Source organism: Bacteroides sp. 3_1_23 (assembly GCF_000162555.1).
GTDB lineage: Bacteria > Bacteroidota > Bacteroidia > Bacteroidales > Bacteroidaceae > Bacteroides > Bacteroides ovatus.
This window is the reverse complement of the sequence record NZ_GG774955.1, coordinates 447772-461020: the sequence shown is the minus strand read 5'-3', so window position 1 is coordinate 461020 and position 13249 is coordinate 447772. Positions and strand designations below refer to the sequence as shown.

Sequence of the window (13249 nt, the reverse complement as noted above, 5' to 3'; positions counted from 1 at the left end):
TCATTGATTAGTTTCCGAAGACAAGCATTCATATTCGCTGCATTCTCATGCCTTACTACTCGACCTATTTTTTAGTTGACTGGCAGAATCCAAAGTAAAGTTGGGTAGATATATATCTGGTTTGAGAATGATGTGCTACGGCTATCCTTATTCGATGTCTGCCATTTGATTAATTTTTTAGTTGGAACAACTACAATTGAAAAATTCGCCATATCATTTTTAGGTTTATAAATTACTATTTTCCATACAATAAAATAGAAACAAAAAGGTTCATAGTCATTAGGGACTAATCGAAAATCGCTCCCACAGCATGGAATATCGTGCAAAAGACGGTATTTTCCATGCATTTGTACGATTCTGCATTGCTATATCTTGATTAAGTCGTTATGTTTGCAACACTTTTTCACAGGTAGAGTGTGAAAAGTTATGTTTAAAAAGAGAATCTAACTTTTGTTTAACTCTATAATAAATACGCTATGTAAATATATTAATATCATACAATATATTATACTACTAAACCTCTATAAAGTACTACGTTACAGGAATATCCATATAAAAAGAAACAAAGAGTCTTCATTAGAGGATAAAAAGATAAATCAACAATAAAGGATCTATAAACCAATATTTATAACTTAATAATTAAAGTATGAAAAGCAACCAAAAAGGTAATCACCTGTATGCCTATAAGGATACTATCCGACGGCTATTTCTTCTCACTTTGTTCTCCTTTTTAATAGTAGAATCTTATGCCCAGAATAAGACAATTTCGGGCACAGTTACAGATTTTACCGGAGAACCGGTTATTGGTGCCAGTGTGTTGGTTAATGGTACTACTAATGGTACAATTACTGATTTAAATGGCAAGTTTTCTCTTTCCAATGTACCAACCAAAGGTACAATCACTATCACTTATATAGGATATAAAAAACAAGAAGTATCCGTAGCAGGAAATACCAACTTTAAAATTACTCTTCAAGAAGATACCGAGACCTTAGACGAAGTAGTAGTTGTAGGCTATGGAGTACAGAAAAAAAGTGACGTAACCGGTGCTATGGCTCGCGTAGGTGAAAAAGAACTGAAAGCAATGCCTGTAAGAAATGCACTAGAAGGGATGCAAGGTAAAACAGCCGGTGTAGATATTACATCCAGTCAGCGTCCCGGAGAGGTGGGCAACATTAATATTCGTGGACAACGCTCTATTAATGCGGAACAGGGTCCACTGTATGTGGTAGACGGTATGGTAATTCAAAATGGAGGCATTGAAAATATCAATCCTTCCGACATTGAAGCTATTGACATTTTAAAAGATGCTTCAGCCACAGCTATTTATGGCTCACGTGGTGCCAACGGTGTGATTCTTGTAACTACCAAAAAAGGAAAAGAAGGTAAAGTGACCCTAAACTATTCCGGTACTGTCACTTTTGAAACGCTACACGATGTTACAGAAATGATGTCTGCCGCCGAATGGTTGGATTATGCCCGCTTAGCCAAATACAATGCAGGTTCTTATGCTTCTGCCACTCCAACTTATGAAGCCGATAAAGCTGCATTTGGTAGCGTAACTGCTTCATGGAAAAACATCGAAAAAGCATGGGTAAATGGAGTCTACGATCCATCTTTAGTAGGATCATATGACTGGGCTTCGCACGGTAAACAGACGGGGATCACTCACGAACATACCTTAAGTGCATCCGGAGGGTCTGACAAATTCCAAGGCTATGCCTCATTCGGTTATTTGGATCAGAAAGGTACACAACCAGGGCAAGCATATGAACGTTATACGTTAAAAACCTCATTTGATGTGACTCCTGTCAATTGGTTCAAAATGGGATCTTCAATTAATGCATCTTATTCCACTCAAGACTATGGATATAGTTTCTCCAAGTCTGTAACCGGTTCGGGTGATTTCTATAGCGCATTAAGAAGTATGATTCCGTGGACAGTACCTTATGACGAAAACGGTGAATATGTCCGTTATCCGAGTGGGGATGTAAATATCATCAACCCTATTCGTGAATTAGACTACAACACCAACCAACGCCGCACTTTCCGTGCTTCTGCCAGTTTGTATTCGCAAATTGATTTCGGTAAAATCTGGAAACCACTGGAAGGCTTATCTTATCGTCTTCAGTTTGGTCCTGAATTCCAATTCTACACTTTAGGAGTCGCTAATGCAGCAGATGGTATTAATGGAGATGGTAACAATGGCGCACAATACAAGAACGAACAAAAACGTGCATGGACATTGGATAACCTGATCTATTATAACAAAGCCCTGGGTCAACATAATTTAGGCATGACATTGATGCAATCCGCTTCTGCCTACCATTACGAGATGGGAGATATGAGAGCTACTAATGTAGCCTCATCAGATGAGCTCTGGTATAATATAGGATCTGCCGGTACACTAAACTCTTTTGGCACAGGTCTGACCGAGACTCAAATGGCATCTTATATGATTCGTCTAAACTATGGTTATAAAGATAAGTACTTATTGACAGCATCTATGCGTTGGGACGGCGCCTCTCAATTAGCCGAAGGGCACAAATGGGCAAGTTTCCCTTCTGCTGCTATCGCATGGAGAATGGATCAGGAAGATTTCCTGAAAGACATCAGTTGGCTGAATCAGTTGAAACTTCGTATAGGTATGGGTGTTACAGGTAATGCGGCAATCAAAGCATATGCAACTAAAGGCGCTATCACAGGCTTATACTATAACTGGGGACAGAATGAGTCATCCTTGGGCTATGTACCTTCAGATCCTTCACAGAAGGAACCCGCCAAAATGGCTAATCCAACTCTAGGCTGGGAAAGAACTACACAATACAATGTCGGTGTTGACTATGGTTTCTTTAATAACCGACTTACTGGTAGTATCGATGCATACAAAACGAAAACTGATGATTTGTTACTAGAAATGTCAATTCCTTCACTAACGGGTTATGTTTCTACTTATGCCAATGTAGGTAAAACATCCGGATATGGTATTGACCTACAAGTAAATGCAATACCTATACAAACAAAAGATTTTTCGTGGAGCACTACTTTAACATGGTCAATGGATAGAAACAGAATCGACGAATTGTCTAATGGTAGAACAGAAGATGTGAACAATAAATGGTTTGTCGGTGAGGAAATCGGTGTTTATTACGACTGGGTATATGATGGCATCTGGAAAACAGAAGAAGCCGAAGAAGCTGCCAAATACGGACGTAAACCGGGACAAATCAAAGTGAAAGATTTAAATAATGATGATACAATAGATGCCAATGACGATAAAAAAATTGTAGGTCACACACGTCCACGCTGGACAGGTGGATGGAGTAACACTTTCAGCTATAAGAATTTTGAGCTATCCTTCTTTATTTTATCACGTTGGGGATTTACTGTTCCACAGGGAGCTGTTACTCTTGACGGTCGCTATATGCAGCGTAAAATAGACTATTGGGTAGCCGGTACAAATGAGAATGCAAAATACTATTCACCCGGTTCCAACGGTGAAGGAGCCGATGCCTTTAACAGCGCAATGAACTATCAGGATGGCTCATACATCAAAGTTCGTAATATCTCATTGGGTTATAACTTTACCCCACAACAATTAAAGAACTTGGGTATCAATAATTTGAAGCTATATGTTCAAGCCATGAACCCATTCAATATCTATAAAGCATGTGACTTTTTGGATACAGACTTGGTAAATTATGACAATAATACCAAAACATTTGGTTCACCTACCACTTTGAAGAGTTTTGTAATAGGTGTCAACATCGGATTCTAATAAACAAATTAAAGTAAAGACATTATGAAATTAAATAGAATATTATTTGCTGCTTTAATAGCCAGCATAACAGGAAGCTCGATCACTTCGTGCAGTGAATCTTTCCTTGATGAGAATTTAACAACTCAATATAGTACCGACCGCTTTAAGACACAAGAAGGTCTTGATGAATTAGTGACTGGAGCCTATCAGAAACTGAAATTCAAATTCAACTATATATGGGGGATTCAGTGCTACAACATGGGAGTAGATGAATTTACTGATGCTAATAATGTTATTCCAGCATGGAATCACTATAGTCAAGATTTAAATTCATCTGAAAATGCCGCTAACCAACCTATCTGGGACAATTACTACGGACTGGTTGAACCCGCAAACATATTGATCCAAAACATACCTCAATATTATAACCAAAGTTCACCTACATACAACACACGCTTGGGAGAAGCACACTTTCTAAGAGCCTATGCTTATTTCGAATTAGTGAAGCAATTTGGTGATGTGCCGTTGAAATTAGTTCCGTCTACAAGCGCGGAAACATATTTTACACGGAATTCTGCTGAAGAAATATACACACAGGTTATATCTGATTTTGGAGAAGCCTACAGACTACTTCCGGATAAAGGTGAATCAATCGGACGAATTAACAAATATGCTGCTGCCCATTTCCTTGCAAAAGCACATTTATTCCGTGCCTCCGAATTGTACAGCGATTGGAATAGTAATTATATAGCATCCGACCTCGATGCTGTTATTCAATATGGTTCGGAAGTTGTAGACGCACATCCGTTGTGTAATGATTATGTAGAACTTTGGGACTATGAACAGCCGAACGGAGCCAATGAAAAAGTAAGTGAAGTGATTCTAGCAGCTCAATTCTCTAATGATGAATCAACATGGGGACGTTATGGAAACCAGATGCATCTTTATTATCCGGCCGTATACCAAGGTAATGATATAGGTGGATGTAAACGTGACATCTCCGGAGGACGTGAATTCTCATACGTAAGTGCTACAGAGTATACCATGCAGGTATTTGACCGTGTCAATGACTCTCGTTTCTGGAAATCATTCATCACCTGTTATGGAGCCAACGAAACCAAAAGTGCTCCCACCTGGACAGCAGAAGATATGCCATACGCTCCGGCAGGTGTAAAAGAAGGTGACAAACGTTTCAGTGGAGGTGAACTCGGTATGAAATACATCGTGAATGACCCGGGAGACAATCGCTATGAGAAATATCCCAACGCTCCGGCATATACTGTTTTGAAAGATGGAAAAATGTGTAACACGTATACATATGTACGCTATTTCAAAGGACAGGAACACAGCTGGAATATAAATGAGAAAACAGGTAATTATTACGATATCATACCTCACAAGCGTTCAGTAGCTTTATCTAAATTCCGTGATGGTTATCGTGTTTCCATCGCATCTCAATTCGGTACTCGCGATGCTATCATCGCCCGTTCGGCAGATGATGTACTAATGGTTGCCGAAGCATATATTCGTAAAGGTGAAGCCAATTATGACAAAGCTGTCGAATGGATGAACAAACTACGTGAACGTGCCGGTTATAAAACTGGTGAAGACCGTAGTAAGAACGTAGATGGTGGACAAGCTTATAAGAATAATCCTTATTGTTCCGGGAAAGGAGGCGGTCACTCCTCCGAAGGTGCTATTTACTGGGAAGAAAACACCTATTATGAGTCAAACAATATCGAACAGGAGACTACTGCTTCTACCAAAACTACGATGAAATTAAATAGTGTGGCAGACGTTTATAACTCTACAGTCGACACTCCTATCTACAACGAACTGGGATGTACATCCAATGCTGACAAAATGATGTGCTTCCTATTAAATGAACGTACCCGTGAGCTTTGTGGCGAATTGCAACGCTGGGAAGATCTGGCACGTACCAAGACGTTAGACGCCCGCTGGCATAAATTCAACGACGGTGCCAGCAGAGGTCTTGGCGAATTCAAATCGGAGAAACATTACTATCGTCCGATCCCCCAAGCCTTCTTGGACGGTATCACCAATTCAAATGGTTCTGCACTAAGCAATGAAGAAAAGAAAGCAATGCAGAATCCGGGATATTAAGATAAACAACTAAACTTATTGCCACTTGGCACTCTTTGAAATAGTATTCCTAATCAAAGAGTAGCAAGTGGCAATATTATTTCTTATATTTCCGTTGTTTTTCACTTCGTCTTCCTCATAAACATCTTAATCTGTTCACTAATCTGCTCCATCCCCTTTATCGAAGGATGACCGCTCTTTTTGTCAATATCATGCAGTTCAATACAATCAATGTTATAGTGATTGCAGATAGCTCTGACTGATTCATTAAACTCTTCCTTTAAACCAGAGTTCAGCAGAAAGTAGATTTCAACATTAGGATAACGATCAATCATGTGGTCAAGCAGATATGCCATAGCCGGACGGAATGTATATAAATCTTCCTTGGTCCACCCTTCATACTTGTAATCCCCAAGCGGTGAGCCGGCCCAACAATCATTCGTTGCACCGAAAATAAAGATGATATCCGGACATCCCAGCTTATCCATACGGGTAATAAAAGAACGATCCGAATAATCAGCCTGATTATAACCGGTATTACAAATCGTTGCACCGGAAAAAGAGTTGTTGACACAAAGGCGGCAGTTATTCTCTTTGATGAATTTATGCCACCAGGTCTGCTTTACGGAAGTTACATCCGTTTGCTGTCGCGGAGAAACATAATACCAAATGCTATTGGTATCGGGTTGCAGGTATCCTTCAAATGTTGAATACGAATCGCCTAAAATAGATATAGATTTCAGGCTTTGAGCAAAGCTGATACTGCTATATAGAGTGATTAGCAGTAATAAATAAAAGGATTTCTTCATCTTAGCATAAAGTTTTCAATTTTGCTGCTAAGATACTACATTATACTAAAATTATAGCATGAAATTTTCTACTACTTTCAGGAAAGGGTCATTTCCCTTTCCTATCATAAGTCACATTCTTTTCCACTACATTCTCTACATTATTCACTTTCTTCACGAACTCCTTTACCTCTCCTACTTTTACATCCCTAATCATTACATTCTTAGCCGGAAGTTTGGAGTTACCTTTCAGTTCGTAAATAGCATCTGCCGATTCACAAGTCACCTTATCCATATAAATACCATCAATACGAGTAATTCGTTCTTCATAAGTAGGTACCAGATCTTTCCATTGGTATAACACTTCGGTATCTATTTCGAGTACACGTTGAGCCGTTCCTGCCTTTACATTCTTCATATAAACATTCTCTATAAATCCACCTCTGCGATGATTGGTTTTCACAAAGAAAAGGCGCATCACAGAATTCGGAGCAGTACAGTCATGCATATAAATATTCCGTATTCCTCCCGATATTTCGCTTCCGATACCAAGTAAAGTATGTCCTTTTAGAATCTGACAATTACGGATAACGATGTTTTCACAAGGAGTATTCAACCGCCAAGCATCCTGATTACGTCCGGCTTTAATCACTACTGCATCATCCCCCTGATCGAAAGAGCAATCTTCCACTAAAAAGTTACGGCTCATTTCAAAATCAATACCGTCATTATTATGTCCGTGTGCTTTTACATCGAGATTACGCACTAATCCCCCGTCACACATATAGAGATGAATGGTCCAAAACGGACTTTCACGAATCTTAAACCCATCCAATAAAACATTCTTGCAACGATTGAAATGAATCAAATGCGGACGAAGATGGTTCTCCCCTATTGCCATCTGACGTTCGATCACAGGGATATTAGTCGAAGCTTTTGTATACAACTCCTTCAATGCTTCCAAATGAGACTGAGGACGTTTGAACCATACTTTCCAGGTATCCATCTTCGGCTGAAGAGTCCCTTTACCTGTAATCGCCACGTTCTCACATTCAAAAGCATAGAGTAATGGCGAATAATTATAACATTCCAAGCCTTCCCATGAAGTCATCACTGCCGGAAGATAATCAGAAGGATTATCCGTAAAATTCAAAACCGCATTCTCCTCCAAATAAAGATTCACATTACTTTTAAAATGAATGGGACCGGTCAGCCATGTACCTGCCGGAACAACAACACGTCCGCCACCGGATTGGTTACACGCTTCAATAGCACTAGTAATTGCTTTTGTATTATCTACTCTTCCTCCATTGACGGCACCGAAGTCTGTAATTATAAAGTCCTTATCAGGATAGATAAACACTTTAATAGGTTGCATCGGAAAAGGAGCGGTTACTTTAAGCACTTCATAGTTGCCATTTTTCGAAGTAAAAGAAGCGGCTAACAAATAAAAACAAGTACAAGTTATTAAACTTAGAAAATATCTTTTAATCATATCATTACTCTATTATCCAACATACCAAGATAAAACATTCTTAGCTATTTCACACTCTGAAAATCGGGAATTCGTTTCACATTAGCGCCTTTCATTACTCCCTTCTTTATTGCTTCATTTGTGGCAGTAATTTCTTGTTTTACTTTCTTATAATAATCTTTTGTTAACCCATTGGCTATGGCATCTGACTCTGTTGCCGCCCAGAAATATTGATAATCTGTCAATATCAGATCCGGTGCCACTTTTGCAAAAAAGACAGAATCTCCTTCAAATTTTTCACGTAAATCTCCTAAATAAATAGTATCCGCCGGATTTATTTTCTTATCATTTTGAGATTTATTACTCGAATTACCAACACAAGAAGCAATTAATATTCCTCCAATCAAAAAACAATAGTTCAACAGTCTCATAATAAATAATTTAATTGTAACATAATTCTTTTCAACACTTATTTCACTGAAAACACAAATACACCCGCTGTAGGAATCTCTGTAGTCCCGATCAATGCTTTGGCTCCCTTCGATAAGTTGAAGGTATAAGGCTGATCTGAATAGTTTAATACAATTCCCAACCCATTCCGGTATTCCATTGTCACGCCATAAGGCAAATCCATTACCGGGATATTCAGCTGTACATATAGCTTTTTCAATATATCTTTTTCCAATGCTCCATTGTGGCTGTCCACTCCTACATAGGTAATCGTACCTTTCCCCAGTTTGCGGAAAGTCACAGCCGGACTTCCTTCATAGAATTCGTTTTTATAAGTAGCCCATACTTGAGCATCTGCCGGAGGATTCAGAATCTCTCCCCATGTATTCCAAATATACTCTTTTCCGTCCATAACAACAGTACCGGGATTTTCGGGAAGCAGCAAATCATAAAAGTTCATTTCATTTCCGGTCAGCGGAGTAATCATAGAACCAAAGGGAGCTTCCGGAAGACGACCATAACGGTCTTTCTGTGCCGTACGACAAGTCAGAATGAGGTTTCCGCCGTTCTTTACATAAGTGATCCATTTGTCTACCAGTTCTTTATCAGCTAATTGATAAGTCGGTGCAATAACGACCGGATAATCGGACAAGTTCTTTGCTTCGGAAATAAAATCGACAGGAGCTCCGAATGATTTTAGGGTACGATAGTACTTTTCGATGTGTGCAAAAGTATCCCATGTCCGGTTCTGTTTCTGTCGCTCAATGCTCCAGGAGTTTTCATGGTTAAAAAGAATAGCTGTACGACGGGCAAGGTAATCGGCAGGTTTGGTTTCACGGGAAGAGCTATGTTTACGAAGTTCACGAATCTCCTTTATAAATGTCTCATATTCTCTTCCACCGGGAGTTATAGTCACTCCGTCCGTGCCGACAATTCCGTAATGATATTGTTCCGTGCCGTAAAGAGGCTGGCGATAACGATAGGTGCAGATAAAATCACTTCCACCGGCAAACACACTCCACATCCACAGACGAACTGCGCCCGGAAGAGGTTGGGGATTGATACTGCCCCAGTTCACCTGTCCCGGCTGTAATTCCATCACACCATAAGTTCCCTGTATCGGACGGAAAAAGTCATTTGCCCAGGCTATCCGCAACGGATTACCTACCCGGTAGCCTCGACGACCAATCCCCTCATTATCACCATATACCATATAACGGGTATAACTTTGAAAATCAAGCGAGGGGCTACCACCAATGTGACCTTCATCATAATTCGGTATATAATTCGTAGTCACCCATTGGTTCTTTGCATATTTCTTTATCAACAGACATTGTTCGTTCAGGAAATCATTGGTTTGTGATGCAGCAAAACGGCGGTAATCCAAAATTTGATGATGATTCATAAACATCTGTACGCGCTTGGGAAGCGTTATTTCATCAAAAGACGAATAAACCTCACTCCAGAAAGCAGTGCCCCATGCATTATTTAAAAGTTGAATGTCATTATTGTATTTGGCACGGAGAAAATCACGGAAAGCAAGCTCCGCTTTCAGATTATAATCAAACTGTACAGCAGGTTCGTTGTCGAGTTGCCATCCGATAATACGGGAGTCATTGCCATAATGTTGCGCCAGTTTTTCAATCATCTTGTATGATAATTCCCTGTAAAGAGGCGAAGCAAATGAAGCATGCTGGCGAGCACCGTGGTCAAGTATCGTTCCATCCTCATTCTTCAATAGAATTTCGGGGTATTTCCGGCTCATCCATACAGGAGGAGTGGCAGTAGAAGTACACATGATAACTTTCAAATCATACTTGGCTGCCAAAGCTACAGCCCTGTCCAGCCATGCAAAATCATAGCGTCCCTCTTCCGGTTCCAGTTGCGCCCAGGCAAACTCGGCAAAATGGGTAAATTCAAATCCCAATTCATGCATTTTCTTGAAGTCACGTTCCCACTGGCTCTCATCCCAGTGTTCGGGATAATAATAGACACCCGTCAAAGTCAGGTCTTTATCATCAAACCAGGGAGAAGTTTCAATTACAGTCTTTTGAGCTTGCTTCTGTTGAGTTCCGGTTGCCAGTCTCTCTGCTGCCTGTATTCCGGTAGAAACGGTTAATAGACCGGCACAGAAAGTAGCCAGAATTTTACTTTTTACCATATACTTCATAAATTCGATTGATTATTAGCGTTATAAAACGTTATTCATATATTTTCCATTCCCACAAACCGGCATCTCCCCTACGAATATGAAGACGGAGATAACGTGTCTCTCCTATCTCCTTAGCAATATGTGGAGAGCATACTTGTACTTTCCCTTGTTCGGCACACATCTGCCAATGTTTTCCGTCGATAGACTTCTCCAGTCGCCAGGTATGTCCTTCAGTAGGACGGGTAAAATAGAGCTGGCACTCCCCGACCTTACGGATTTCCTTTAAATCGACTGTAATAAACGGACTGCTATCCGTATCAGCCGCCATCCAACGGGTTCCATTCGATTCGTCAGCTACATGGGTAGCCTGATAAGTATGCGTGCGGGTATAGCTCTTCACCGAACCTTTTTCCGGCAACGGTTGATTGGGTTGCGTTTCGATATTGACCACGGAAGTACGGGGAGATTTCTCACTGGAAGCATAAAAATGCGACTGTAATGCCAGATTCGGCCGGGTCTCTTGGGAAGCAGCCAGATAACCTACACCACGCATATCGGGGATTAATGTCTTTATCGTTCCATCGTCATTAAATTCCATCCGGTTAGCATACACTTGACGGGTAGTTCCGCCATCTCCGTATTCCAGATAGAGAAAAATATATTCATCCGTTCCCTCGTCATAAAACACGTTGCCATGTCCCGATCCCCACACTTGATTTTCAGGAGAAGAGAATAAAAAAATGTCGTTCCCCTCCGGCTTTACAAAACCCGTCAAAGGAGACTCGCGGCTCATCATATAAGCATTGACATAATTCTGATGACCACTCAACGTATAAATATAGTAATAGATACCTTTACGCTTAAACATCACCGGACCTTCGGAATATCCCTGGCGGGCTGTTGCCAGAGCTACCGGCTCACCATCCAGATGAAGCCTGTCCGCAGAAAGCCGTCCCGCATTCCGGCGACGCCAGAAGATATATCCTGAACCATCGTCATTAATAAAAGGTTCTCCGTCAATATCATCAACGACAGCCGGGCTATCTGTTCCTTCTTCTCCGGGAGGCAAAAGCCCCTGTCCCGCAGTAAAATGGAAAGGACCATCCGGGCGATCAGCTACAAGTACATAAGTTCCCATCTTGTCATCCGGTTTCACAAACGTAACGTATAAATAAAACTTGCCGTCCTGCTCAATCACTTTTCCAGGCGCCCAATACCGGAAATAGCCCTTTTTCTTTTCACCTTTATCATTCGTGTAGTCATATCCTTTCGACCAGTCGAACCCGCTGATATGGGAACCTTCGAAACTCCAGTTCACAAAATCTTTCGATTTCCATACGACAGGAGTTCCGGCACGTCCAAGTCCGTAATCCAGATCGGTAGTGCCATAAAGATAATAGGTATCACCAAATTTGGAGACAGACGGATCCGCCAGATTATCGGGAATAAGCGGATTATAGTTCCGGTCGGCAATCAGTGACTCCACAATGGAGGCATCCACTGCAAACGCCGTTCCATGACGAATCCCCCTCGGAAAAAAGACCTGATCGGACACATCTTCCCATGTTTCACCATAGTCCAAAGAACGAACAGCTCCATAACGATGGTCACGGTATTTATCAAAATAGACATAAAGCGTATCACCTACAAAAAGAGGAGCTGGACCTTCCGCCCAATATTTTCCTGTAATAGGTGCCGATACTTTGGTCGGGAATCCTTTTTCTATCTTCTTTGTACGCGTCACACGCAAATTCTTTTCCGGCGGATTGGAATTTTCATTCTTGACTACCATTATCAGGTCTTCCCGCTTCGGGTCTTTCACAATAGCGGCATCAATCACACTGAAATCTGGATTGAAGAACATCTTCGTCTTTGAGAAAGTACGAAAATCCTTCGTTGTTACATAATAAATACGATGATTCAGTCCCTTCTCACTTTCACTGGTAGCCACTTCTTTGTGACGGCCGGGAATCGTAGTTGCCCAAAAGATATAATAGGTTTGTGAAGGTTCATCATAAAACAGTTCGGGAGCCCAACAGTTATGTGCATCCGGCTCGTGCATCATCACAGGGATTGCTTGTTGCTCACTCCAATGAACCAAATCGCGTGAAGAGGCATATCCGATAATCCGGTCCGTCCAACTGGAAGTCCAGACCATGTGAAAAGTTCCGTCCGGCGACTGGCAAATGCTGGGGTCACGCATTAATTTATCTTTACCAACCGCAGGGGTAAGATAAGAACGTCCGCCATGTAAAGGCAGCCAGTTCAATCCATCATAACTATATGCTAAATGCAGTCCGTCTTTACTGTCATTGATAAAATAAGAAAAGAGGTAAGCTGTCTCACCGGCAAAGACTGTCATCACCGACCAAAGACTTAGAGCTATCCAGATTACTACTTTTTTCATGGTTCCTTATTAAGATTAAAAAGTTTACCTTGCAAAGATAAGGCATCTCCGCCCCTCCTCAAAGATAAAGAGCATGGACAATATTTCAAATCCATGTAGTTTTGTACACGAACGC

At 40.9% G+C, this 13249-nt stretch carries 7 protein-coding genes and 1 pseudogene; 2 read left to right on the top strand and 6 right to left on the bottom strand.

The genetic code is table 11. From position 1 onward, the window contains the following. Positions 1 to 347 (bottom strand): annotated as a pseudogene (locus HMPREF9010_RS26625) (recombinase); the annotation flags it as partial. Positions 348 to 646: 299 nt separating this feature from the next. Between HMPREF9010_RS26625 and HMPREF9010_RS04980 the strand changes: the two are divergent. Then, complete coding sequence (locus HMPREF9010_RS04980; protein ID WP_008650753.1) at positions 647 to 3778, top strand: SusC/RagA family TonB-linked outer membrane protein; 3132 nt, start codon at positions 647 to 649, stop codon at positions 3776 to 3778. A gap of 24 nt (positions 3779 to 3802) precedes the next feature. Further along, positions 3803 to 5884, top strand: coding sequence for a RagB/SusD family nutrient uptake outer membrane protein (locus HMPREF9010_RS04985; protein WP_008650751.1), 2082 nt, complete (start codon positions 3803 to 3805; stop codon positions 5882 to 5884). 101 nt (positions 5885 to 5985) lie between these two features. Here HMPREF9010_RS04985 and HMPREF9010_RS04990 read toward each other — a convergent pair whose 3' ends face one another. The 5 genes from HMPREF9010_RS04990 to HMPREF9010_RS05010 all read right to left on the bottom strand — a co-directional run bounded on the left by HMPREF9010_RS04990 (position 5986) and on the right by HMPREF9010_RS05010 (position 13134). Continuing rightward, the gene (locus HMPREF9010_RS04990; protein WP_008650749.1) at positions 5986 to 6672 is read right to left on the bottom strand and encodes an SGNH/GDSL hydrolase family protein; all 687 of its coding nucleotides are present in this window, start codon (positions 6670 to 6672) and stop codon (positions 5986 to 5988) included. Between the two features lie 88 nt (positions 6673 to 6760). Then, on the bottom strand, positions 6761 to 8146 hold the full coding sequence (locus HMPREF9010_RS04995) for a glycoside hydrolase family 28 protein (protein ID WP_008650747.1): 1386 nt from the start codon (positions 8144 to 8146) through the stop codon (positions 6761 to 6763). A gap of 44 nt (positions 8147 to 8190) precedes the next feature. After that, on the bottom strand, positions 8191 to 8556 hold the full coding sequence (locus HMPREF9010_RS05000; protein ID WP_004301557.1) for a hypothetical protein: 366 nt from the start codon (positions 8554 to 8556) through the stop codon (positions 8191 to 8193). A gap of 38 nt (positions 8557 to 8594) precedes the next feature. After that, positions 8595 to 10745 carry a beta-galactosidase gene (locus HMPREF9010_RS05005; RefSeq protein WP_004305251.1) on the bottom strand — a complete coding sequence of 717 codons (2151 nt, stop codon included), beginning with the start codon at positions 10743 to 10745 and terminating at the stop codon, positions 8595 to 8597. A gap of 31 nt (positions 10746 to 10776) precedes the next feature. Further along, the gene (locus HMPREF9010_RS05010) at positions 10777 to 13134 is read right to left on the bottom strand and encodes a family 43 glycosylhydrolase (RefSeq protein WP_008650744.1); all 2358 of its coding nucleotides are present in this window, start codon (positions 13132 to 13134) and stop codon (positions 10777 to 10779) included. Between the last annotated feature and the right edge of the window lie 115 nt (positions 13135 to 13249).

Excerpts from the sequence above, each read along its gene's own strand:
- HMPREF9010_RS04995 (WP_008650747.1), bottom strand. The coding sequence starts at position 8,146 with ATGATTAAAAGATATTTTCTAAGTTTAATAACTTGTACTTGTTTTTAT.
- HMPREF9010_RS05005 (WP_004305251.1), bottom strand. The coding sequence starts at position 10,745 with ATGAAGTATATGGTAAAAAGTAAAATTCTGGCTACTTTCTGTGCCGGT.
- HMPREF9010_RS05010 (WP_008650744.1), bottom strand. The coding sequence starts at position 13,134 with ATGAAAAAAGTAGTAATCTGGATAGCTCTAAGTCTTTGGTCGGTGATG.
- HMPREF9010_RS04980 (WP_008650753.1), top strand. The coding sequence starts at position 647 with ATGAAAAGCAACCAAAAAGGTAATCACCTGTATGCCTATAAGGATACT.
- HMPREF9010_RS04990 (WP_008650749.1), bottom strand. The coding sequence starts at position 6,672 with ATGAAGAAATCCTTTTATTTATTACTGCTAATCACTCTATATAGCAGT.
- HMPREF9010_RS05000 (WP_004301557.1), bottom strand. The coding sequence starts at position 8,556 with ATGAGACTGTTGAACTATTGTTTTTTGATTGGAGGAATATTAATTGCT.
- HMPREF9010_RS04985 (WP_008650751.1), top strand. The coding sequence starts at position 3,803 with ATGAAATTAAATAGAATATTATTTGCTGCTTTAATAGCCAGCATAACA.